Raw genomic sequence first — 23001 nt, forward strand, 5'->3', positions numbered from 1 at the left:
CAATTTTGAAGTTGGACACCGTTCATAAATTAAAAATCTGTACTTTAAAAAAATTTAATATGAGAAGCATCTCATTTTTTAAATGGTTCCGCGAGGAGGTTCGCTCATGTCAGAATCCAATTCTACCAATTTACTCGAAATGCTAAATATTACAAAAAGATTCCCTGGGGTACTCGCATTAGACAATGTTTCCCTGAAAGTGAAGCCCGGTTCGGTTCACGCCTTAATGGGCGAAAATGGAGCGGGAAAATCGACGTTAATGAAATGCTTATTCGGCATTTATTCCATGGACGAGGGCAAAATTCTTTTTGAAGGAAAAGAAGTGGCCTTTGCTAATTCTAAACAAGCGCTTGAAAATGGCGTTTCCATGGTACATCAGGAACTGAACCAAGTACGTCAACAAAATGTGATGGATAATATTTGGCTGGGGCGTTTTCCGAAAAAGGGCATTTTTATCGATGAGAAGAAAATGTACGAGGATACATTGGCCATATTCAAAAGTCTAGATATCAATATTGACCCACGCAGCAAGGTTAGTACGCTTTCAGTATCTGAAATGCAGATGGTGGAGATCGCCAAAGCGGTCTCTTATCATTCAAAAATTATTGTGATGGACGAACCAACCTCTTCACTAACCGAGAATGAAGTGGATCATCTATTCAAAATCATTAGAAGACTCCAAAGTGAGAATGTCGCCATTATCTATATTTCACACAAGATGGAAGAGATTTTGAAGATTTCTGACGAAGTGACGATTATGCGTGACGGTCAGTATATTGCCACCCAAAGCTCGAAAGAATTAACAACCGATGAAATTATTAAGCTGATGGTTGGTCGAGACCTATCACAGCGCTTCCCTGCAAAAGTTAATAAACCAGGGGATTTAATATTAAAGGTTACTGATTTAACAGCAGAAAATCAACCATCATTTTATAATGTTAACTTTGAGCTTAGAAAAGGTGAGATTTTAGGAATTGCTGGCTTGGTTGGGTCGAAACGGACTGAGGTTGTTGAAGCATTATTTGGAATGAGGTCGCTGAAATCCGGAACGATTGAATTGGGCGGCAAGGTGGTGAAAAATCATTCACCACAGCGTGCCATTAAAAATGGCTTTGCACTTGTTACAGAAGAAAGAAGAACCACAGGTATTTATCCAGATCTTAGCATCAGCTTTAACTCTATTATCGCTAACCTGGCTCAATATCGTAAAGGTGTCTTTCTTTCAGACCGCAAAGTCTATGATGACACCAAATGGGTGATTGATTCCATGAATGTAAGAACCCCTACCCAAAAAACGTCCATTGGCAGTCTTTCCGGCGGTAACCAACAGAAGGTGATTATCGGGCGCTGGCTCCTGACAAAACCGGACATTTTATTGCTTGATGAACCAACACGAGGGATTGACGTAGGAGCAAAGTTCGAGATTTATCAACTGATTAACCAGCTTGCTGCGGAAGGAAAGGGAATCATCATGATTTCTTCCGAAATGCCGGAACTTCTGGGTGTAACCGACCGAATTTTAGTAATGAGTAATGGAAGAGCAGCTGGAATCGTCGATACTCAGGCTACATCTCAAGAAGAAATTATGCGACTAGCAGCTTTGTATTAGGAGGAGATGTAAATGAATACTCAGGCTTCAAAAAAATCCAATGTATCAAAATGGCTTGTTGATAATGTTATCTACGTAGTTTTAGTACTTCTGGTCGTTGGGATTGTCATTGCTTCCCCAGACTTTTTATCGATGACCAACCTAATAAATATTTTAAGTCAATCATCATCACGGATTATTATTGCCCTTGGGGTTGCCGGTATCTTGATTACAGCAGGGACGGACCTTTCTGCTGGACGAATGGTTGGCCTAGCTGCCGTCATCTCTGCTTCCCTTTTACAAGCGGGTGATTACGCCTATAAAATGTATCCAAACCTTCCGGAATTACCGCTATTTGTTCCCATTTTAATTGCGATGGCCGCAACAGGTCTTGTCGCCACATTAAATGGTGTGATTGTTTCGAAATTTCACGTGCCGCCATTCATTGCCACTTTAGGTATGATGATTGGGGTGTACGGGCTGACTTCGATTTACTTTGACCGTCCGCCCTATGGGGCACAGCCAATCGGCGGACTAAGCTCAAAATTCACCACTTTCGCTCAACGTGGAATTCCCGTTGGTCAATATGAAATTCCTTATCTCGTAATCTATGCGATTATAGCGACAGCCATTATTTGGGTCGTATGGAATAAAACACAGCTTGGTAAAAACATGTACGCAATCGGCGGAAACCCTGAAGCGGCAAAGGTTTCCGGTGTTAACGTAGCTAGAAATCTAATTTTTATCTATATGATTGCCGGTCTTTTATACGGTTTCTCCGGTACGCTGGAGGCTGGCCGTGTTGGTAGTGCGACGAATAATACAGGGAACATGTACGAACTTGATGCAATCGCTGCCTGCGTCGTCGGCGGGGTCTCATTATCAGGTGGGATTGGAACCGTACCAGGCGTTGTCACAGGGGTTCTCATCTTCCAAATCATCAACTACGGACTTGCCTTCCTTGGCGTAAGCCCATACATTCAATACATCGTTAAAGGCCTAATCATCGTCGTCGCCGTAGCCTTCGACATGCGTAAACATGCAAAGAAAAAATAATAGCATTGGTATTGAATAGTATTGGTAAAGGTAATGGTGATAAAGTAATGGTGTCAGGAACCGCCCGTGGACATTTGTCCGCGTGTGGTGGACTGACCCTTTTTATTTTGAATCCTCCCCAAACTTCCCCCAATCTGCTGGATCGAATCATACAAACTATAAAACAATTTAGGGGGAAGATTTGATGTTTTGTCTAATGACAGTCATCTGTTATGGTGTATAATTAAATTGTTGACTGAATATTTACATAAATTGATTGCTTAGGTCCCGGGATGACGAGACAACGAAATAAACTTAAGGCCGTTTAAGGTTCCTTGCAAACATCATTTACGCATTATTACTCCATGAGACTTATTAAACAATGGAAACAAACGTATCTCATTTTTTAAAAGGGGAGTGTTTACTAATGCCGCGACAAAAGTTATTGATTAATGGGGAAAGGCTTAAGATGACATTAGAACAATTTGCTGACTTTGGCCGGACCGAAAACAATGGGGTCACACGTTTGTCTTTATCTGAAGAAGATCGTCGCGTAAGGGGCTACTTCCAGTCTTGCTGCGAGGAATTAGGGCTGTCGGTTAAGGTGGATGATATGGGCTGTATGTATGCCACCCTTGAAGGCACCGAAGATAAACCGCCAATTCTGATAGGTTCCCATCTCGATACGGTAAAAAAGGGCGGCCGCTTTGATGGCGTCTTAGGGGTAGTAGCTGGTTTAGAAGTGGTTAGAACCCTGGTGGAAAATCAAATCAAACCGCAACTACCAATTACGATTGTTAATTTCACCAATGAAGAAGGGGCGAGATTTGAGCCTTCGATGATGGCATCAGGTGTGCTCTCAGGCAAATTTGACAAATCAGTCATGCTTAAAAAGATAGATTCAGAGGGAGTTACCTTTGGAGAAGCCCTAACGGCGAGCGGCTATGAAGGAGATGTAGAGAATCGTTTAAAAGAGGCCTCAGCCCTTTTAGAATTGCACATTGAACAAGGTCCGATCCTTGAAAAGGAGGCACTCTCAATTGGTGTCGTTGAATGTGTAGTTGGGATGGCCTGCTATGAAATTGAGGTAACAGGGGAGTCTGATCATGCTGGAACAACCCCGATGAATATGAGGAAAGATGCCCTGTTTGCAACCAATAATTTAATTAACGAAATCCGCAAGCGCTTAAGTGATTTAGATGAAGAATTGGTATTTACGATTGGCAGGTTAAACGTGTATCCGAGTATCCACACCGTTATTCCCAACAGGGTTGTTTTTACCCTGGAGGCACGGCACAAAGATATGGAAATCGTCAATACCGTTAAAGATATCATCCAAGGACTTCCCAATTTGGGGGTTAATGAGGGCTGCGAAGTCAAGACGACGAAATTATGGGATCGGGATACTGTTTGGTTCGCCCCAGAAATTTGCAATCTATTAGAACAATCTACACAGTCGCTGGGGTATTCCAATAAGCGAATGGTCAGCGGCGCAGGACATGATGCGCAGTTCATTGCCAGTTATGTCCCGACGGCGATGCTGTTTGTGCCAAGTATAAACGGTAAAAGCCATTGTGAGGAAGAGCTAACCACATGGGAAGATTGTGAAAAAGGCGTAAATGTATTGTTAGATACAGTCCTGACGATGTTATCAAAATAGATAGAATTGGAGGCCTTTTCGCTTAGCGGAAGGGTCTTTTTTAGTTTTTGGAGATAGGGGGCAGTTTAAATAAAAAAGTACTATTGTAAACCGAATCCTAAAAGTGTAAAATTACACTAAGTCATATTGGCAGAATAGTATATTAGAGGGAGTGTCTTTAATGGGAAGAAAATTATTGAAATTGCTGTTGTATTTTGGTATTGCGCCGCTGGGAATTTCCATTTTATCAATCGTTCTTATGATGGCAGGAATAAATAATTTAATGCTCACTTCGCTTCTTCCTTTAATCATAGGCGGGGGTCTTGTCGGTTTTTTTGCTAGCAAAAGACTGTTGCAAACGGACCATTGTAGTGGGGGGTTCATCCTGTTCCATCTCCCGCTAGCATATACAGCCGTAATTTGGGCTGTGTTTATGTTGATTACTGGCGGGTTTTATGGGGCGGACGAATGGTTGTATTATTGTATTTTTCATTTCGCTTTGGCACCTATTTATTTTTTCGCGGCGTTTATGGGAGAAGGAAGATTGTATCTCTGGGCTCCGTTAGCCTATGAGCTTTCCTTTGTAGTAGGAATTATTTTTACCGTGTTACTAAAAATTGCACGTCCTACCTTCAATAAGAAGCAATTCCTGTCTGTTATGACAGTGTTCATCCTGGCAATGGGTACAGGTGCGGCTGTTCAATGGCAGCGGAGTAAAACAGTCTTGCCATCCTATGGCTTTGAATATGGGGGCGGTTATTCTAGTACGGACTTGACGCCATATGAAGTAGCTAACCCTGATAATAAACTGCCAAAACTCGGAACAGCGTCAACCTTTACCATCAAGGAGCGGAGTGAAATGCCGATTCTTGACGGGGCAGAAGCAGCGTTTCCAGTTTATTCTGCCTTTGCCAATGCAGCCTATGAAAATATCAATAAGTTTACTGGTGAAGGCAGGGAAGTCGTCAGTTTTACCAATACCATTTATGCGTATGAACGCCTGTTATCAGGGGAGGTTGATATTTACTTTGGGGCAGAGCCATCGAAGGAGCAGCGGGAAATGGCGAAGGAGCAGGGGAAAGAATTGGTAATGACGCCAATTGGAAAAGAAGCGTTTGTTTTCTTTGTCAATCATAGAAATAAAGTGGATAGCTTAACAGTTGCCGAGATTAAAGGCATCTACTCTGGCAAAGTAAAAAACTGGTCTGAGCTCCATGGGAACAATAAAAGAATTATTGCCTTCCAGCGGCCGGAAAATTCAGGCAGTCAAACGCTTTTGGAGAAAATTATGGGTGAAACACCGATTATGAAACCATTGAAGGAAGATGTTCCTGAAGGGATGGGAGGGATCATCGAACAAGTGGCTGACTACCGAAACTACGACAATTCAATTGGCTTTTCATTCCGCTTCTTTGCAACAGGAATGAAAGCGAATCCGGATATTAAACTGCTTGCAATCAATGGAATTGCACCAAGTCCCGAAAATATTGCAAGCGGTAAATATCCCTTCACTGCTTCACTTTATGCAATCACGGTGAAGAACAACCCCAAGCGGACGATTCGACCATTCCTAGAATGGATGCGTGGCCCACAAGGACAGGAAATTGTAGAAAAAATCGGATATATTAAAGCAGTTGAGTAAGGTGTCAGGCACCATTGAAATACATTTGTCCGCGTGTGGTGGACACTTTGGGTGGTTGATATGAAAAAGCGAGGAGCATCTTTTGTGTGCTTCTCGCTTTTTTTAGTTGATCCTGCCGATACTATAAATCGATACGGCTTTTTATTATTTTTTGGCTATATATGCTTCACCAAGGATTTCCTTGAGTTCGTACTCTTCGGATGATAGATTATCCTGTATAAATGCATTCGCTCCGGGTGTTTCGAGGTCGTACATGACTTCTATTTCTTTTGAGAACAATAAGCCTTCTTTTTCAAGAAGTTTATTAAGTGGAGGTAATGGCTGTGTTTTTACTTCGCCTGTTGCTCCCAGAACTTGTTCAAGTCCCGATACATAGTTTTCCAGCGGACGGGCGCCGACGATTTTGACGCCTTTATTCTCTGCGTTTACCATGATGATGGTTGGGAAGCCGCGCACACCAAGACTTCTTGCAAGGGCAAAATCTTGATCCAAGAGCTCATGTCCGTCTGAAAGGCCGGATTCCCTCACGATTTGTTCTCCATCAAGGCCTAGTTGATTGACGATGTTAATTAATACTTGTTCATCCCCAATATTTTCATTGAAAGCAAACACAGCTTCTCGTACGCGGCGTAGAAAGGTCCACGCCAGTTGCTCATTCGTCTGCTGAATGATTTTAAATACTCGAGAAGGGGGATAGGAGGACTGAACAGGATTATCGAGCCATAATGTACCATCGATTGGCATACGGGAATGCTCGCCAACTTCTCTCCAATGTCCGGCTACATCCGATGGACTGCCAATCCCATTGGCCACGTCAGCAAAGCCATTCCAATCCTTTAGCAATCCACCCATCACCGGATGGAATTGAAAATATTGTCCATACTGCGCTTCAAAACGGCGTAATACTGGTTCAAGTGCCCAGCAGTGAGAGCATATAGGGTCCGTTACATAATAAAGAGTAATCTTTTTTTGAGGTTGGTTTAAATCGATTAATTCCATTGCGTCTTCTCCAACTTCACCACATACGCCGGTTTCTAAGTCACAAATCATTTTGTTGTTTGTCATGTGAGTCTCCTCATTTCATTATTGTTTTTTATATTTTAGGGCCCATTGCTGAATTGGTTCGAGTGCCAATGTCAAAGTGCGTCCCTTTTCCGTTAATTCATACGAAATAATTACCGAAGGTTCCGTGGTTACTTTTTTTTCAATTAATCCGTGTTCGCCGAGCTCCGAAAGTTTTAATGACAGGGCTCTTGGCGTAATATCCGGAAGGTCCCGTTTTATTTCAGAAAAATGGGCCATCCCATCCGGACAGAGCGAAAGATAATGGATGATTAATCCATTCCACTTTTTACCTAATATTTCAAATGAGTATTGTAAATACGGGCAAATTTCCATCGTCAACACCTACCTTAATTACTTATTATAAGTGATATAAAAAATATATCAAGTATAAATAGTATACTAGGTAAAAAAATCATCATATTTTTACAAAGGGAAAACTTTCTAAGTAATGAAAACGCATCCACGAATCGATAAAGCCATTTTTGAAAAAATATAGAGTATAATGGTAAAAAACTAAAAGTTATCGGGAGTAGAGGCGATTGGAAAAACAAAATAGCAGGTATCGATGGGTTGTTTTTACGACCGTATTATTTACGTATTTAGTAATTGTCAGTCAAAGAACAGCACCAGGATTAATTTCAGATCAATTGATGAAGGATTTCCATGTTTCTGCATCAACGATTGGATTGCTGGCAAGTATTCAATTTTTGGCATACGCTGGTTTGCAAATTCCGATTGGAATCTTGTCTGACCGGTTTGGCCCCAACCTTTTTCTAATTGCCGGGGCGGTACTTACTGGTTTTGGTACGCTAATATATAGTTTTGCACCGAATGAATTTGTACTCCTACTTGCCAGATTGATGGTGGGAATGGGGGATGCGGCCATTTGGGTCAATTTGGTGTTGATTTTAAGCCAATGGTTTAAAGTAAAGGAATTTGTTGGATTGCTAGGTCTGGCAGGAATGGCCGGAAGTCTTGGGTTCTTAGTGGCGACCGTTCCATTTTCCTTATTGATTGCCATATCGGGCTGGAGGCCGCCGTTTTTTATAACAGGAATTATCTTATGTTTTTGTGGATTGCTTCTTTATTTTGTTCTTGTGAAAAAACCAAAACACCTATTTAAGGAACAATCAGTGAAGGTTAAACCGAAGAAAAAACGGGAAAAGACCTTAGTCATGTTGCGGCGGATATTTTCCGAACGTCAAGCATGGGCGACATTCTTCTGTCATTTTGGCCTTGTTGGAACATATGTCGGCTTTATTGGTTCATGGGCTGTTCCGTATGGGATGCATGTCTATGGATTGACCCGTTCGGATGCAAGCCAACTCATTATGATTGGGCTTATTGGGGCACTCATTGGTGCACCGCTGACCAGTTGGATATCGGGTCGTCTAGATTCAATCAAACGGCCCTATATTGTGGTACACATCATTGTTTTTTTAAGTTGGATCGCCTTTTTCATATTTAGCGGAAAGCCGCCGTACTTTTTACTCGTTATTCTTTTTTTAATCATGGGTTATGGAAATGGTGCCAGTGCCCTAACTTTTGTGGTCGTTCGTCAATCGTTTGCGATGAAAGAGGTTGGTGTGGTCTCGGGATTTGCGAATACAGGCGGTTTTTTAAGCGCAGTCCTATTGCCAATCATTTTTGGAAAGGTATTGGACCATTTCCTTACGTCTTCAGCTAGCGTGGGCTACCACTATGGTTTTATTATTCCGGTCATCTTCTCGATGATAGGTTTAATTGGAGGCATTCTGATTAAGGAACAGCGGCAGGAAACAAAGCAGCCAGGTGAATTAATGGCTTAGTTTTTAAAGGGGAGTGCGGTGAACCGTACCATAAGTAAATGAGGTTGTCCCTAAAGGGTATCATTAATTGCCTTTAGGGACAGTTTGGTCTTTTTAATGAATAGGTAATTTATCAGGATTCATTGTTAGATACATTTCGTTTATTTTTTCATGACTAATTAAAAAACTAAGGATACTTTGAATCTTGCCATTCATGTATATCGCGATTGCTGGTTGACCATTGACATTCTTCACTTCGAAATAAGAATCTTTAGGGGTCTTTTTTACGACTCCGTATAATAAGGCTAAAACGTTGGCTATGGATACGACTGGACGTACAGCAGCCGTGACTTTTCCGCCGCCATCAGAAAATAGTGTGACATTTTCAGATAGTAGTTCTAATAAGGCGTTCGTATTTTGCATTTGAAACGCTACAATAAAGCGATTAATCATTGACTTATTTTCCTCAAAGCTTAAGCTCTCACCTTCGACAAGCGAAATCTTTTGCTTAGCCCTGCTAAAAATTTTCCTACAGTTTTCTTCTTTCTTTTCAATAATGTTAGCAATCTCTGAGTATGGGAAATCAAATACCTCTCTTAAAAGGAGGACTGCTCGTTCAGCTGGTGCCAAATGCTCCATCATTCGTAAATAGGCAATACTCAATCCTTCCTTTTGGATTATCATTTCAGATGGATCCAAGGCATGCAATTTTTCTAGTAATAGCGGCTCAGGGTTCCATGGTCCCACATATTTTTCCCGTCTGTACCGTGCAGACTTAAATACATCAAGGCAGAGGTTCGTCATCATTTTACAGAGATAGGCTTTCTTATTCTCTATATTCTCCTCACTAATTTGGTAAGCTTTTAGAAACGTTTCTTGGACCAAATCCTCTGTTTCCCCTACTGAACCTAACATCCGATATCCTAGTGAAAACAACAATGGTTTAAAAAGCAGGTAATCTTCTTTCGTAATCTGCACCATTTTTCCTCTTTTCGATTAAAATGAGTTCTTCAGCTGCTTGTTTTCCACTGCTGACTGCTCCATCTGCCAAAATGGAGTCAGAGGAAGCCCAGTCTCCTGCTATATATAATCCCGGAATTTCTGTTTTAGAACGCTGCAGCTTTTGCTCATCACCTATTTGGGGTAAGCGCTGGTTCACCGAAATGTTAGGGATAAAACGTTTTGTAATCACATATTGCTGCCATCCTGGCTGCAGCTTTTCTAAAAATTGTTCAAGCTCGTTTTTAACACTTGTTCCATCGTGTGTGTCATCTGGATGATGATATTTAAATACATGAAGGATGGCACTCTTTGTATCATCAGAGAGGCGGGCATAGGTTGAATGCACGGAATAATAAAGAGGATCATTGACGGCCATGGCGAACAATCGCTTTGGGTTAGGAAGCTCTGTTAAAGCAACATCTAATGTTGAGCCTCTTATAGCCGTTATTTGGGCAAAAAAGCTGTCTTGATACTTTTCGACTAACATTTCATTAAGTTCGTGCGGGCCAGTTGTACAAATCACATACTTCGCAAGAATTTCTTCGTTATTTGATAGAACTAATTTAAATTCATCCTGCCGAGCGGAATCAATTTGTTTAACAACAGTATGCGATTGAACCTGAACACTTGAGAGGATGGCTTTATTGTGAAGCTGGTCAATGATCGTTTGCCAGCCGCCATCTAGATAAAGTACGCCACCCAGCGCATTTTTCATACTCGATACCATTACTTTAGCGCTCACCTTTTCAGGAGCATGACAATAGGTTGCCAGTCTGCCAAGTATATATAGTAATGACTCCACTTTTTTAGAGTGGGCTGCTTGCTTAACCCATTGTTGGAATGTTTGCTCTGCTAACTTTTCAGGATCTATGCTCATTACTTTGAACAAAACCGCGACCCACTCCATCCGTTCTTTCCCATTCAAAAGACTCGTTGTAAAAAGTTCGAAAGGAGCAAAGGGAGCAGCATATTCGATATTGTTTTCAATTAATATACCGCCTAATTTGGGTGATTTTCCATTCAGGTTAATACCTAATTCTTCGAGAATGGACCTTGCTTTTCCTTTTTTATTAAGGGCATGCGGGCCTAAATTCAAATACTGTTGATGGATTTTGTTTGTTCGAGCCCTTCCACCAACATTTTTTCCTTTTTCCACTAATAATATAGATGAATTGGTTTTAGTTAAATAATTAGCTGCAACATATCCTGCTAATCCACCACCAATAATGACAATATCCCATTTTTGAGTCATAAGATAGCCTCCCTAGGTTATTTCATAACTCAAGACGAAAAAGGGTGAATAGATGTGACAACGATTTAAATAAATAGTTTAGAAACTTGTTCATAAATGAGACTAGAGGACTATCAAGGGGCAGTTCCACTCTCTGATACTTCTTTTTTTATAACCTTACCTTGACTGGACCAAATTTCCAAACAAAAGCATGTATTGGCTATGGTAATCGTACCAACTCTGGTTTATGATAAAAGGAAATATTATGAAAACTACTAAGCGTGGGTGTGAACCAATTGATCCTTTTAGACTACATTATGAATCTCGCAATTTTTTCACTAATGGTAAGCACACCATTAGTCATCCGCTCGTTTATTAAACTAAAACCACTTAAACGGATTCACCTGTGGGTCGGCATTTATGCGGGAATAGTTTCCTCAATCCTCGTTATGCTATCATTCAACCAGCATGATTATTCTTACGACATCCGGTATGCCCCTGTTATTCTGACATTTGCCTATCTTGGACCAGTGCCAGGATTAATTGCCGGGGGATTTTCCTTGCTGACAAGGCTGTTAACAAGCGGCCATTGGTACCCAGCCATTATCGGATGGGCAACAATCATGATTACTTTTTCAGTCCTTCATGTGTTTATTTCAAAGTTTTCGGCAGTGAAAAAAAGTATTATTCTATTTGGGACTATGGCAGTCATTTATGTGATTTCTGTGCCATTCATTTTCAACGTTTTTAGGGATAAACCATTCTTTCATTTTCAGTATCTACTGTTTGTGATGTTAGGAACATTCATAGGGGTTTTACTAATTGAGTCATATATGAAGCTGCATAGATTAAATACTAGGTTATTAGACATGTACAAAATGGTGGAAGAAAGCGAAACTAAGTACCGTCTCATTGCTGAGAATACGTCGGATCTTATAATGGTGATTGATAAAGAGCATGCGATTAGTTACTTTTCTCCTTCCCACCACCTTGTTTTAGGGTTCCAGTATACTGAACTGGAAAATGCTGAAGTATATAAGTTCATTCATCCAGATGATGTGAATATGTTTAAAAATTCAATAAAGTCGATGTTTGAAAAAAAAGAATCCCAATCGATGGAATTTCGTTTGAATCACAAAGAAGGTGGCTGGATTGAATTTGAGTCCCGGTGTATGCCTGTACGGGGAGAAAAAGGTGCTATTGAAAAAATTGTTATAATAAGCCGGGATCTCTCGGAGCGGAAAAAGGCAGAAGAAATTCTTTTACAATCAGAGAAGCTATCAATTGTCGGGGAATTAGCGGCAGGGGTCGCACATGAAATTCGCAATCCGCTTACCACCCTAAAAGGCTTTATGCAGCTTTATAAAAAGGAAAATAGTTCGATTGATGAGTTGCTGCTTAGTGAATTAGAACGGATTGAAATGATTACAAGCGAGCTGCTCTCGTTGGGAAAACCTCAAGCTGTGCAGCTGAACCGGGCGAATTTACGAGAAATCATTGAAAATACGCTTGAGCTTCTTTCCCCTCAGGCGCTTATGAACGATATTCAGTTTAATTTGAGTGTGGAGGAATCCCCCTTCTTTATTACATGTGAGAAAAATCAATTAAAACAAGTCTTCCTTAATATTCTTAAGAATGCAATCGAGGCTATGGAGGATGGCGGGGAGATTCAAATTAACCTGCGAAAAGGGATAGATGATGAATGTATCATTTCTGTTCAAGATCAAGGCTGTGGAATTCCTGAAGAACTACTTCCCCGTTTAGGTGAGCCCTTTTATAGTTTAAAAGAAAAAGGGACTGGGCTCGGTTTGATGATCTGCAATAAAATTATTAAACAACACCATGGCAGTATTACATACAAAAGCAAAAGCAAAGATGGAACACTGGTCGAGATAAAATTACCATTGGCAAGTTAGGTGTTTTGGCTGTTATTTATTCGCCATTTCGGTGTCAGGCACCACCCGTGGACAAATGTCCACGAGTGGTGCCTGACACCTTTTTTAATCCTTTTTTGTTGGCGCAATTCTTGCATAATAAATAGCTATACGGGATTTTAAGGTTCCACTTAACTATTTCAGGAGGTGCATTTAAGTGAATAAAATTACTTCAATGGAGGAAATTTCTTCAATTCTGACTGATGGAATGACTATTATGGCAGGTGGATTTATGGGGGTAGGTACACCACAAGAGCTTGTGACTGCGATGCTTGAATCAGGGGTGAAGGATATAACACTAATTGCAAATGATACCGCCTTCACGGGAACTGGCGTAGGTCCCTTAATTGTAAATAGACGTGTTAAGAAGGTCATTGCTTCCCATATCGGAACGAACCCGGAAACAGGAAAGCAAATGATTGCTGGTGAATTGGATGTGGAACTGGTTCCCCAAGGGACACTTGCAGAACGTGTTCGTGCTGGAGGGTCGGGCCTTGGCGGTGTACTAACTCCAACGGGTGTGGGAACCGTTGTTGAGGAGGGCAAAGAAAAAATTACCGTCGATGGACGTGAGTATTTGCTTGAAAAACCGCTTCGTGCCGAAGTTGCCCTTCTTAAAGCATATAAAGCTGATAAAGCCGGAAATTTAATCTATCATCGTTCTGCACGTAATTTTAACCCATTAATGGCATTGGCAGCTGACACTGTCATTGTTCAGGTAGAAAAGATTGTAGAAATCGGGGAAATTGATCCGGATGAGGTAATGACGCCGGGAATCCTGGTTGATAAAATTTTCGTTCAGGGAGGTTGTTAATAATGATCAATACACTAATAAATCCGAAACAAATTATCGCCGCCCGGGTTGCAAAGGAATTGAAGGACGGCGATGTAGTAAACCTTGGAATCGGGCTTCCAACGATGGTGCCAAACTTCCTGCCTGCGGACGTCAACGTCATTCTTCAATCTGAAAATGGCTACATCGGCCTTGGACCTTTAGATGGTGACATTGATCCCGATTTGGTCAACGCAGGCGGCCAGCCAGCAGGGATTATTCGTGGCGGTGCTTTCTTTGACAGTCTTTTCTCATTCGAATTGATTCGCGGAGGACATGTGGACGTGACTGTGCTCGGCGGCCTGGAAGTAGACGTGCACGGTAACCTTGCGAACTGGATGGTTCCCGGAAAAATGGTTCCAGGCATGGGTGGGGCAATGGATTTGGTAACAGGGGCAAAGAAAGTAATTGTAGCGATGGAGCATATGGCGAAAAGTGGATCATCAAAAATACTCCAACAATGCCGTTTACCCCTGACTGGAAAAGGCGTTGTCGACATGATTGTAACGGAATTAGCTGTTTTTCGTGTGACCGAAGAAGGATTGATTATTGAAGAACTACAAGAAGGTGTCGACCTTGAGACTGTTAAGGAAAAAACAGAGGCAGTATTTAAAATAAATCCTTCAATAAAATAACGGAAGAACATCCATGATTGATTCACTGATAAACAGGCTGAATTCGCCGATAAACATTACAAATTCGCTGATAAACTTACAAAGTTCTAAAATGAGCAGCAAATTTGTGGGATAAAAGTCAACTTTCATAGATAAACCCATCATAAAAAGTACAGGAGGACAAATGTATGCATGATGTTGTGATTGTAAGCGCTGTTCGTACAGCAATTGGTAGTTTCATGGGAAGCTTGAGTAATATCCCGGCCCCTGAGTTAGGTGCGCTCGTCATCAAGGAGGCTTTAAACCGGGCGGGTGTCAGAGGAGAACAAGTGGATGAGGTCATAATGGGAAACGTTCTTCAGGCTGGTCTTGGTCAAGGCACTGCCCGTCAGGCTTCAATCAAAGCTGGTTTGCCCATTGAAGTTTCATCCATGGCAATTAACAAACTCTGCGGATCTGGCTTAAAGGCAGTCCATCTCGCAACGCAGGCAATTCAAACAGGCGAGGCTGAGATTGTAGTAGCTGGCGGTATGGAAAATATGAGTTTAGCACCATACCTACTCCCGAAAGGTCGGACAGGGTACCGGATGGGGGATGGGAAAATTATTGATAGTATGATCGAGGATGGTCTACAATGCGCCATAAATTCCTATCACATGGGTGTTACGGCGGAAAACATTGCTGAGCAGTACGAATTAACCCGGGAAGAACAAGATCAATTCTCTGCCTGGAGCCAGCAAAAGACGGAAAGAGCAATTGAAGAAGGGAAATTCAACGAAGAGATTGTTCCTGTGGTGATTCCACAGCGAAAGGGTGAACCAATTGTTTTTGAAACAGATGAATTTCCGCGCGCCGGAGTAACGGCAGAAAAGCTTGGAAATCTAAAGCCAGCATTTAAGAAAGAAGGAACAGTTACAGCAGGAAATGCTTCAGGAATCAATGATGGTGCGGCTGCCTTAGTTTTTATGAGCAGGGAAAAAGCAATTGAGCTGGGCATCGAACCAATTGCAGTCATCCGCGGTAATGGAACAGCGGGAGTTGATCCGAAAATTATGGGTGTTGGGCCAGTTCCAGCAACGAAAAAGGCACTTAAAAAAACCGGACTAACAATGGAGGATATCGATCTTGTCGAGGCAAACGAAGCATTTGCAGCGCAGTCTCTTGCAGTCGGGCGTGAACTGCAGATTCCAAATGAAAAACTCAATGTTAATGGCGGCGCTATCGCATTAGGTCACCCGATTGGTGCCAGCGGTGCACGTGTGCTGGTCACCTTGCTACATGAAATGAAACGCAGGGATTCCCGTTATGGACTAGCTGCCCTATGTATCGGCGGCGGACAAGGGATTGCAACAATCGTTGAAATGGAAAAGTAATGGGATTCCTCAACCCTATTTAAGATAAAAACCATTCCGTAAAAGTGGAAAATTCCATTTTTACGGAATGAAGTACCTAATATTTTCCGGACTTTCGGAAAACCAAGCCCAAAGTTACGCACTTGTTTTGAATTAAAATATATTTGGAAACTTAGACATACTCTTCACACTTGTAGAATTAAAAGAATATTAAAATTTTTTAAAGAGTAATAGTTTTGGCATAAAACTTGCATTTAAATAAAGGTGAGTTCTATTTTGCAAACGCTTACCTATAAAGAGCATTGCAAAGCTTACAAAAAATATCAAAGGGGGATTTAAATGCAATTAATTGTTATTCTTCTTGCACTTGGACTGTTAATGTTTGTCGCCTACCGTGGTTTTTCTGTTATCTTATTTGCGCCTATCTGTGCACTCTTAGCTGTTTTACTCATCGATCCAAGCCACGTTTTACCGTTCTTTTCCGGCGTATTTATGGAAAAAATGGTTGGGTTTATTAAATCATATTTCCCTGTCTTCTTATTAGGAGCTATCTTCGGGAAGGTAGTCGAAATGTCAGGGATTGCCGAATCGATTGCCAAGACCATTGTTCGCCTGCTTGGTGCGAAACGGGCGATGTTAACCATTGTTTTATTGGGCGCAATCTTAACCTATAGCGGAGTAAGTTTATTCGTAGCTGTTTTTGCTATATATCCATTCGCCGCTCAAATGTTTAGGGAAGCAAATATCCCGAAACGACTTATTCCAGGTACAATCGCGCTTGGGGCGTTTACGTTCACGATGGATGCCCTGCCAGGTACACCGCAAATTCAAAACGTTATTCCAATCGCTTTCTTTAAAACAGATATTTATGCGGCGCCAACACTTGGAATTATCGGAGCTATTTTTGTCTTAGGACTTGGTTTGCTTTACCTAGAGACGAGAAGGAAAAAGGCTGCAAAAGCAGGGGAAGGTTATTACGGATTCGGTTCAGAAAATGCGGCTGTGTTGGAAAAGACAATAGCCGATGAAAAGGAAGTAGCTGTCGCCGATGTCACTTCAAGTCAAACTGTTTTAAAACAGATTTTGGCCTTTGTGCCTCTTATTCTCGTAGGGGTTTCTAATAAACTTTTCATTACCTACATCCCAAAATGGTATCCGAATGGATTTGATTTTTCCGCGATTGGATTAAAGGCGTATGCGGTCGATGTTCCGGCTGTTGCGGCCATCTGGGCGATTGAAATGGCACTAGTCGTCGGAATCCTCACGTCACTTGCCTTTGATTGGAAACGCGTAACCCTTAATTTTAAAGAAGGACTAAATCTAAGTATTGCTGGAGCATTGCTTGCAACGATGAATACTGGGGCTGAGTACGGTTTTGGCGGGATTATTTCCTCACTGCCGGGATTTGCAAAAATCAGTGATGGCATCTCAAGTACCTTTACGAATCCACTTGTTAACGGCGCGGTAACCACCAGTTCACTGGCCGGGATTACAGGATCTGCGTCTGGAGGAATGGGAATTGCGCTAGGTGCGATGGCTGATAAATACAATCAGGCGATTGCCGCAGCTAATATTCCACCAGAAGTAATGCACCGTGTCGTTGCCATGGCATCAGGCGGTATGGATACGCTTCCCCATAATGGAGCCGTTATTACCTTGCTTGCTGTTACAGGATTAACACACAAGCAATCGTACCGCGACATTTTCGCTGTTACGGTCATTAAAACAGTAGCCGTATTTTTCATCATCGGTCTTTACACATTATTTGGTATTGTATAAAAACGCTGCACGTTAAGATTTGTATATTGTCTTAGTCATTAAAGGAGAGAGTTAGTATGAACAAGTCCTTGGAAGGAAAAATAGCCTTTATTACAGGGTCTGCAAGTGGTATTGGATTGGAAATTGCGAAGACTTTTGCAAAGGAAGGCGCAAAAGTGGTTATATCAGATATGAATAAGGAAAAAAGCGATCAAGTAGCCGCGGAATTAAACGGGCAAGGTTTTGTGGCACTATCCGCTCCTTGTGATGTAACCAATGAGGAAGCCTATAAAAATAGCCTTTTGCATGCGTATAAAACGTTTGGAAGAGTGGATATTTTAGTAAATAATGCAGGACTGCAGTATGTGGCACCAATTGAAGAATTTCCGACTGAAAAATTTGAATTACTCGTAAAAGTAATGTTAACGGCACCGTTTATCGGAATCAAAAACGTATTCCCACTCATGAAGGAACAGGGATTCGGAAGAGTAATCAATATGGCTTCCATCAACGGAGTTATTGGTTTCGCCGGAAAAGCTGCCTATAATAGTGCAAAGCATGGTGTCATCGGATTAACAAAGGTAGCGGCATTGGAAGGTGCTGCCCACGGAATTACAGTAAATGCCTTGTGTCCGGGATATGTGGATACTCCACTCGTTCAAAATCAGCTGAAAGACTTGGCCAAAACAAGGAATGTCAGTGTGGAAAATGTCGTTGAGGAAGTATTCTTCCCGCTTGTTCCGCAAAAAAGGCTGTTATCAGTAACTGAAATAGCCGATTATGCCGTCTTTTTAGCTAGTGATAAAGCAAGAGGGGTTACAGGCCAGGCTGTTATTCTAGATGGTGGCTACACAGTTCAATAATTTATGGCGAGAGAGTCCTATTCGGTTCGTTCGAATGGGACTCTTTCATTTTTGGAAGTATTTTGTGACAACATACATCGGACCACTTTTGCTATAATTAAATTAAATATTCGGACGAGGGCGGGAAGAGAATGGACCAAGGAATGGATGAAATCCCCTATCAATGGCATAAGCAAATTATTAATCTCTTAGCTGAACGAATCGTTGTGGTCAACCGTGACGGGATTATTCTCCATATTAATGAAGCGTATTGTGAATTCTTAGGAACGACGATTGAAAAGGCGCTGCAAAGGCCTGTTCAAGAGGTCATTGAAAACACGCGCATGCACATAGTCGTTAAAACAGGCCAAAAAGAGCTCGCCGCCATTCACCCCATAAACGGAAGTGAAATGATAGCAAACCGTTATCCACTAGTTGTTGAGGGAGAAATAGTAGGGGCGTTGGGAACGGTAATGTTTCGCAGCCCTGAGGAATGGCGGATGTATAAAAGTAAAATTCAGCATCTTGTCGAAGAACTGAAGTATTATAAAACAAAAGTGGAAAAGGATTTGAAAGGTAAGTACCATTTCAATCATTTAATTGGGAAGAGCTCCACATTCCTTGCTACAAAAAAACTGGCGGAAAGAATTTCTGGAAACAATTCCTCCGTTCTCTTGATTGGGGAATCCGGCACGGGGAAAGAATTGTTTGCGCATGCGATTCATAACCATAGCATGCGTGCCTCCTTACCATTTGTTGCGATAAACTGTGCTTCTATTCCCGAGCATTTACTAGAATCTGAACTGTTCGGCTATGAGGATGGAGCTTTTACAGGGGCCAAAAAGGGCGGAAAGAAGGGGCAGTTTGAAATTGCTAATAATGGCTCTCTTTTTCTCGATGAAATCGGTGACATGCCACTGACAATGCAAAGCAAGCTTTTAAGGGTCTTGCAGGAAAAAGAAGTACAGCGGGTCGGTGGACAAAAATCGATTGCTGTCGATGTCCGTATTATTGCGGCCACACATCGGGATTTAGAGAAGTTAGTCGAAGATGGAAAGTTTCGCCAGGACCTATACTACCGCCTAAATGTTATCAAAATAGAAATCCCCCCTTTAAGGAAACGAACGGACGATATTCCGTTGATTTCCATCAGCCTGCTAAAAAAAATAGAAAAGAAATTTTTTCGCAAGGGGATAGGGCTATCTGCGGAAGTGAAAGAAAGGCTCATGCAGCATTCGTGGCCAGGAAACATTCGCGAGCTTGAGAATGTGCTTGAGCGGGCCATCAATGTTTTAGATGGAAAAACGATTGAACCCGCCCACTTGCCATTATATTTACGAGATCAAGAGACGAAGAGTAATTATGTAAGCGAAACCATAGCAATTAACAATAATCCAACGACGTTAACCTCACACCGGATTCAACCATTAAAAGAAACGCTGGCGCAAGTTGAAAAACAATCACTTCTAAATGCCCTAGGTGTGACGAATGGAAATAAGCAGGAAGCTGCTAAGTTGCTGGAAATAGGAAAAACTAGTTTTTATGAGAAATGTAAATTGTATGATATTAAATAGCTTTGGCTTTTAGATCCACAAAAAGGTATATCTCCATACACTGAGATGTACCTTCTTTTAAAATGTTGAGAGAACGACTCCTACCCTTGTTCATATTCAATTCATATATTTTGTGTATAATCCTGTTTGTAGAATGGGAAGGAATGACGATAAATGGCGAAATTACTAATTGTCGATGACGATGCCAATATTCGCGAGTTGGTCCAGCTTTTTTTGAAAAAGGAAGGATTTGATTTGTATGAAGCTTCCGATGGGCTAAAGGCATTACAGTTAATGGAAAAAGTAAAGATTGATTTAGCAATCATTGATATCATGATGCCAAACATGGATGGCTGGGAGTTATGCCGCGAGCTGCGGGAATTCAGCGATATCCCCCTTTTAATGCTAACGGCTAAAGGTGAAACGGCCCAAAAGGTAAAGGGGTTTGAGCTTGGGGCGGACGATTATCTTGTTAAACCATTTGACCCGATTGAGTTAGTTGCTCGGGTAAAGGCTTTATTAAAACGCTATAAAATAACCACTTCACAAACATTAAATATTGGGGAGTTTATGTTAAATCAGAAAGCACATGAAATCTCTTTTGGAGATCGGGAATTGACAATTCCGTTAAAAGAATTTGAGCTGTTGTTTAAACTGGCAAGTTATCCTGGAAAAACGTTTTCAAGAGAAGTGCTTATTGAAGATATTTGGGGCTATGACTATGAAGGGGACGAACGAACCGTCGATGTTCATATCAAAAGATTAAGAGAGCGGTTTTCAGAAGTGGAGTTCCCGTTTCGTATCCAAACAATATGGGGGTTAGGATATCGGCTTGAGGTAAAATCATGAAGGGCAGAAAAGGTTTCCGGCATATCTATGGTTTCTTCATCTTTTTAGTAATGATCACTGTGAGTTTTTCAGCGGCTTACTTTATTGTCTCCTATTGTTATCAATTATTTGGTATTGAAACCTTCAATTATAGTAGGCACCTGATAACGACCATTCTTGGCTTTTTTATTTTTGGAGGTGCCGGGTATAGCCTTTCTAAAATCATCCGTTCCAAGCAGCGCCATCTTTTTCAAGAAATAATAGATGCCTTGAGGAGAATAGCTAGGGGAGATTTTAATATACAGCTTGAAACGCTGAGACGGGAGGATCCGTTTACCACGCTAATCGATCATATCAACCATATGGCAAAGCAATTAAAGCAAATGGAAGACATGCGCCAGGAGTTTATTTCTAATGTATCCCATGAAATTCAATCGCCGCTTACGTCAATCATGGGCTTTGCACGCGCCCTTCAATATGATCAGCTAACGCATGAGGAAAGGAGTCACTATCTCAGTATTATTGAAACGGAAAGCAAACGATTATCGAAATTAAGTGAAAATCTTCTAAAGTTAACCTCGCTGGAATCCGAGCACCATCCATTTGAACGAAAAAGCTACCGCTTAGACCAGCAAATAAGAAATATCATCTTGGCATGTGAACCCCATTGGATTGAAAAAGAAATGAATATGGATGTATTGCTAGACAAGGTCACCATCGTAGCGGATGAAGATTTAATGAGTCAGGTATGGACAAATCTTCTTCATAATAGCATTAAATTCACCCCGATTCAGGGAAGGATTCGTATTAAGCTCGAGCAAGTTGACGGCAAAGCGATTGTGAAGGTTTCCGATACGGGGATTGGCATTTCCAAAAAGGACCAAGTCCATATCTTTGAGCGCTTCTATAAGGCAGATAAGGCAAGAGATCGATCAAGAGGCGGAAGCGGATTAGGACTCTCCATCGTGAAAAAAATCGTAGAAATGCATGAAGGGACCATCTTTGTTGAAAGTGAAGAGGAAAAGGGAACTGTTTTTACAGTAACACTTTAGGTGTCAGGCACCAGCGAGAATTTTAGCCAAAAGAAAGGGCACCTTATCGATGAAAGGTGTCCTTTTCTTTTGGATGGTGTCAGGCACCAGTGTATTAAACTAGCAAACTCCTATTTAGGCAATAAAATAGGTGAGAACGGAAAGGATCACTGATATAATACACATCGCAATTAGCGGCCGAAGTGCCTTTGTCCGGAGATCCCGCAGGCTTACGTTCAATCCGAGGCCGACCATTGCTGCAGTTAGGATAAAAGTTGTAGCTGTTGAAATACTGTCTAATGCCCCTGTTGAAATCGGAATCGATTTGCCAAGCACATAGCTTCCAAACAAACTCATCAGAATAAAACCGATAAGGAACCAAGGAAATTCAATTTTTGTTTCACCTGTTTCTTCGGTATTTTTCCGTTTCATCCAATACATCAGGATAAAGCATAATGGAACAAGCAGCAGGACGCGGCCTAATTTTGCCAGGAGGGCAATCGCCAACCCATCCGGACCTGCCGGAGCACCCGCTAAGGCGACATGGGCAATTTCGTGAAGGCTAGTCCCGCTCCATATTCCGTAATCGATGGCCGACAACGGAAGAATTGGCCTTAGGATTGTATACGTAATTGAAAAAATCGTCCCCACAAGGGCAATGATTCCCACTCCAATCGCAGTATCCTCATCTTTTGCTTTCACAATCGGTGAAACAGCAGCAATCGCGGCCGCACCGCATACACCTGTACCAACACCAAGTAGTAGGACTAAAGAAGACTCCGCTTTTAATAGTTTGCCGAGCCATACGGTGGTTACTATCGCAAAGGCAATAACAAAGAGATCACGTGCAAGCAGTCCCAGTCCTTGGTGGAGAACGACATCAATGTTGAGCTTTAACCCATATAAAATAATTGCGAACCGTAAAAAACGCTTGGAAGAAAATTGAATCCCCGCTCGTATTTGTTCGGGGTATCCGAAGAATTGCCGGTAAAAGACGGCAATCACAATGGCACAGGCAAGCGGTCCAACATGATCAAAACCTGGTATTTTGGATAACGCATAACCCAATGCCGCAATAATGACAGTAAAGGCGATGCCTGCCAGCCATAAACCCGGAGAAGGTTTGGGCGCAGGCTTTGGTTGCTGCAGGTCGGCTTCATTACGTAAAGATAACGTTCTTGCACTTTGGCTCCCCATTAAGATCACCTCGTATATTTTTTTCTATAATCAGCATACACCTGTTTTATGTATAAGGAAAATAATGATAT

General features: G+C 41.7%; 19 protein-coding genes. 14 read left to right on the top strand and 5 right to left on the bottom strand.

Features of this window, described 5'->3' with window-relative positions:
• Window positions 1-106: 106 nt before the first annotated feature.
• From mglA to BSO02S_RS15555, 4 genes are all read left to right on the top strand, one after another.
• Entirely contained in the window at window positions 107-1609 is a 1503-nt protein-coding gene (gene mglA / locus BSO02S_RS15540) for a galactose/methyl galactoside ABC transporter ATP-binding protein MglA (protein ID WP_084375040.1), read from the top strand.
• A 12-nt stretch (window positions 1610-1621) separates the two neighbouring features.
• Window positions 1622-2644, top strand: coding sequence for a galactose/methyl galactoside ABC transporter permease MglC (gene mglC / locus BSO02S_RS15545; RefSeq protein ID WP_066069135.1), 1023 nt, complete (start codon window positions 1622-1624; stop codon window positions 2642-2644).
• 406 nt (window positions 2645-3050) lie between these two features.
• The gene (locus tag BSO02S_RS15550; RefSeq protein ID WP_066069138.1) at window positions 3051-4283 is read left to right on the top strand and encodes a Zn-dependent hydrolase; all 1233 of its coding nucleotides are present in this window, start codon (window positions 3051-3053) and stop codon (window positions 4281-4283) included.
• Window positions 4284-4443: 160 nt separating this feature from the next.
• Window positions 4444-5904 (top strand): PstS family phosphate ABC transporter substrate-binding protein, encoded by a 1461-nt coding sequence (locus tag BSO02S_RS15555; protein WP_066069140.1) that lies wholly within the window; start codon window positions 4444-4446, stop codon window positions 5902-5904.
• A gap of 144 nt (window positions 5905-6048) precedes the next feature.
• Here BSO02S_RS15555 and BSO02S_RS15560 read toward each other — a convergent pair whose 3' ends face one another.
• Window positions 6049-6969 carry a DsbA family protein gene (locus BSO02S_RS15560; protein WP_066069142.1) on the bottom strand — a complete coding sequence of 307 codons (921 nt, stop codon included), beginning with the start codon at window positions 6967-6969 and terminating at the stop codon, window positions 6049-6051.
• 18 nt (window positions 6970-6987) lie between these two features.
• A complete protein-coding gene (locus tag BSO02S_RS15565; protein WP_066069145.1) occupies window positions 6988-7302 on the bottom strand; it encodes a winged helix-turn-helix transcriptional regulator in 315 nt (104 codons plus the stop codon).
• A gap of 206 nt (window positions 7303-7508) precedes the next feature.
• Here BSO02S_RS15565 and BSO02S_RS15570 point away from each other — a divergent pair, with 206 nt between their 5' ends.
• Entirely contained in the window at window positions 7509-8777 is a 1269-nt protein-coding gene (locus BSO02S_RS15570) for an MFS transporter (RefSeq protein ID WP_066069147.1), read from the top strand.
• 93 nt (window positions 8778-8870) lie between these two features.
• On the opposite strand, the gene BSO02S_RS15575 is transcribed toward BSO02S_RS15570, so the two are convergent.
• Together BSO02S_RS15575 and BSO02S_RS15580 are read right to left on the bottom strand one after the other, a co-directional pair.
• Window positions 8871-9734 (bottom strand): RNA polymerase sigma-70 factor, encoded by an 864-nt coding sequence (locus tag BSO02S_RS15575; protein ID WP_066069150.1) that lies wholly within the window; start codon window positions 9732-9734, stop codon window positions 8871-8873.
• Window positions 9700-11010 carry a phytoene desaturase family protein gene (locus tag BSO02S_RS15580; RefSeq protein ID WP_066069153.1) on the bottom strand — a complete coding sequence of 437 codons (1311 nt, stop codon included), beginning with the start codon at window positions 11008-11010 and terminating at the stop codon, window positions 9700-9702. Before BSO02S_RS15580 ends, BSO02S_RS15575 begins: the two co-directional genes overlap by 35 nt.
• 266 nt (window positions 11011-11276) lie before the next feature.
• On the opposite strand from BSO02S_RS15580, the gene BSO02S_RS15585 reads away from it, so the two are divergent.
• From BSO02S_RS15585 to BSO02S_RS15625, 9 genes are all read left to right on the top strand, one after another.
• On the top strand, window positions 11277-12905 hold the full coding sequence (locus BSO02S_RS15585; protein WP_235846926.1) for an ATP-binding protein: 1629 nt from the start codon (window positions 11277-11279) through the stop codon (window positions 12903-12905).
• 175 nt (window positions 12906-13080) lie between these two features.
• Entirely contained in the window at window positions 13081-13737 is a 657-nt protein-coding gene (gene atoD, locus BSO02S_RS15590; protein ID WP_268876010.1) for an acetate CoA-transferase subunit alpha, read from the top strand.
• Window positions 13738-13739: 2 nt separating this feature from the next.
• Window positions 13740-14390: a 3-oxoacid CoA-transferase subunit B gene (locus BSO02S_RS15595; RefSeq protein WP_280523554.1), complete on the top strand. Its 651-nt coding sequence runs from the start codon at window positions 13740-13742 to the stop codon at window positions 14388-14390.
• 167 nt (window positions 14391-14557) lie between these two features.
• Window positions 14558-15742: an acetyl-CoA C-acetyltransferase gene (locus tag BSO02S_RS15600; protein ID WP_066069161.1), complete on the top strand. Its 1185-nt coding sequence runs from the start codon at window positions 14558-14560 to the stop codon at window positions 15740-15742.
• Window positions 15743-16060: 318 nt separating this feature from the next.
• On the top strand, window positions 16061-17500 hold the full coding sequence (locus BSO02S_RS15605) for a GntP family permease (protein WP_066069166.1): 1440 nt from the start codon (window positions 16061-16063) through the stop codon (window positions 17498-17500).
• 56 nt (window positions 17501-17556) lie between these two features.
• Window positions 17557-18342: a 3-hydroxybutyrate dehydrogenase gene (locus tag BSO02S_RS15610; RefSeq protein WP_066069168.1), complete on the top strand. Its 786-nt coding sequence runs from the start codon at window positions 17557-17559 to the stop codon at window positions 18340-18342.
• A 131-nt stretch (window positions 18343-18473) separates the two neighbouring features.
• Window positions 18474-19895 carry a sigma-54 interaction domain-containing protein gene (locus BSO02S_RS15615; protein WP_066069170.1) on the top strand — a complete coding sequence of 474 codons (1422 nt, stop codon included), beginning with the start codon at window positions 18474-18476 and terminating at the stop codon, window positions 19893-19895.
• A 153-nt stretch (window positions 19896-20048) separates the two neighbouring features.
• Window positions 20049-20723 (top strand): response regulator transcription factor, encoded by a 675-nt coding sequence (locus tag BSO02S_RS15620; RefSeq protein WP_066069175.1) that lies wholly within the window; start codon window positions 20049-20051, stop codon window positions 20721-20723.
• Window positions 20720-21754 (top strand): sensor histidine kinase, encoded by a 1035-nt coding sequence (locus BSO02S_RS15625; protein WP_066069177.1) that lies wholly within the window; start codon window positions 20720-20722, stop codon window positions 21752-21754. Before BSO02S_RS15620 ends, BSO02S_RS15625 begins: the two co-directional genes overlap by 4 nt.
• A gap of 114 nt (window positions 21755-21868) precedes the next feature.
• Here BSO02S_RS15625 and BSO02S_RS15630 read toward each other — a convergent pair whose 3' ends face one another.
• Complete coding sequence (locus BSO02S_RS15630; protein ID WP_066069178.1) at window positions 21869-22930, bottom strand: YeiH family protein; 1062 nt, start codon at window positions 22928-22930, stop codon at window positions 21869-21871.
• Between the last annotated feature and the right edge of the window lie 71 nt (window positions 22931-23001).

The organism is Neobacillus soli NBRC 102451 (genome assembly GCF_001591665.1).
Classification (GTDB): domain Bacteria; phylum Bacillota; class Bacilli; order Bacillales; family Cytobacillaceae; genus Neobacillus; species Neobacillus soli.

Coding starts and splice junctions, on each gene's coding strand:
- mglA (WP_084375040.1), top strand. CDS start 107: ATGTCAGAATCCAATTCTACCAATTTACTCGAAATGCTAAATATTACA.
- mglC (WP_066069135.1), top strand. CDS start 1,622: ATGAATACTCAGGCTTCAAAAAAATCCAATGTATCAAAATGGCTTGTT.
- BSO02S_RS15550 (WP_066069138.1), top strand. CDS start 3,051: ATGCCGCGACAAAAGTTATTGATTAATGGGGAAAGGCTTAAGATGACA.
- BSO02S_RS15555 (WP_066069140.1), top strand. CDS start 4,444: ATGGGAAGAAAATTATTGAAATTGCTGTTGTATTTTGGTATTGCGCCG.
- BSO02S_RS15560 (WP_066069142.1), bottom strand. CDS start 6,969: ATGACAAACAACAAAATGATTTGTGACTTAGAAACCGGCGTATGTGGT.
- BSO02S_RS15565 (WP_066069145.1), bottom strand. CDS start 7,302: ATGGAAATTTGCCCGTATTTACAATACTCATTTGAAATATTAGGTAAA.
- BSO02S_RS15580 (WP_066069153.1), bottom strand. CDS start 11,010: ATGACTCAAAAATGGGATATTGTCATTATTGGTGGTGGATTAGCAGGA.
- BSO02S_RS15595 (WP_280523554.1), top strand. CDS start 13,740: ATGATCAATACACTAATAAATCCGAAACAAATTATCGCCGCCCGGGTT.
- BSO02S_RS15600 (WP_066069161.1), top strand. CDS start 14,558: ATGCATGATGTTGTGATTGTAAGCGCTGTTCGTACAGCAATTGGTAGT.
- BSO02S_RS15605 (WP_066069166.1), top strand. CDS start 16,061: ATGCAATTAATTGTTATTCTTCTTGCACTTGGACTGTTAATGTTTGTC.
- BSO02S_RS15610 (WP_066069168.1), top strand. CDS start 17,557: ATGAACAAGTCCTTGGAAGGAAAAATAGCCTTTATTACAGGGTCTGCA.
- BSO02S_RS15615 (WP_066069170.1), top strand. CDS start 18,474: ATGGACCAAGGAATGGATGAAATCCCCTATCAATGGCATAAGCAAATT.
- BSO02S_RS15620 (WP_066069175.1), top strand. CDS start 20,049: ATGGCGAAATTACTAATTGTCGATGACGATGCCAATATTCGCGAGTTG.
- BSO02S_RS15625 (WP_066069177.1), top strand. CDS start 20,720: ATGAAGGGCAGAAAAGGTTTCCGGCATATCTATGGTTTCTTCATCTTT.
- BSO02S_RS15630 (WP_066069178.1), bottom strand. CDS start 22,930: ATGGGGAGCCAAAGTGCAAGAACGTTATCTTTACGTAATGAAGCCGAC.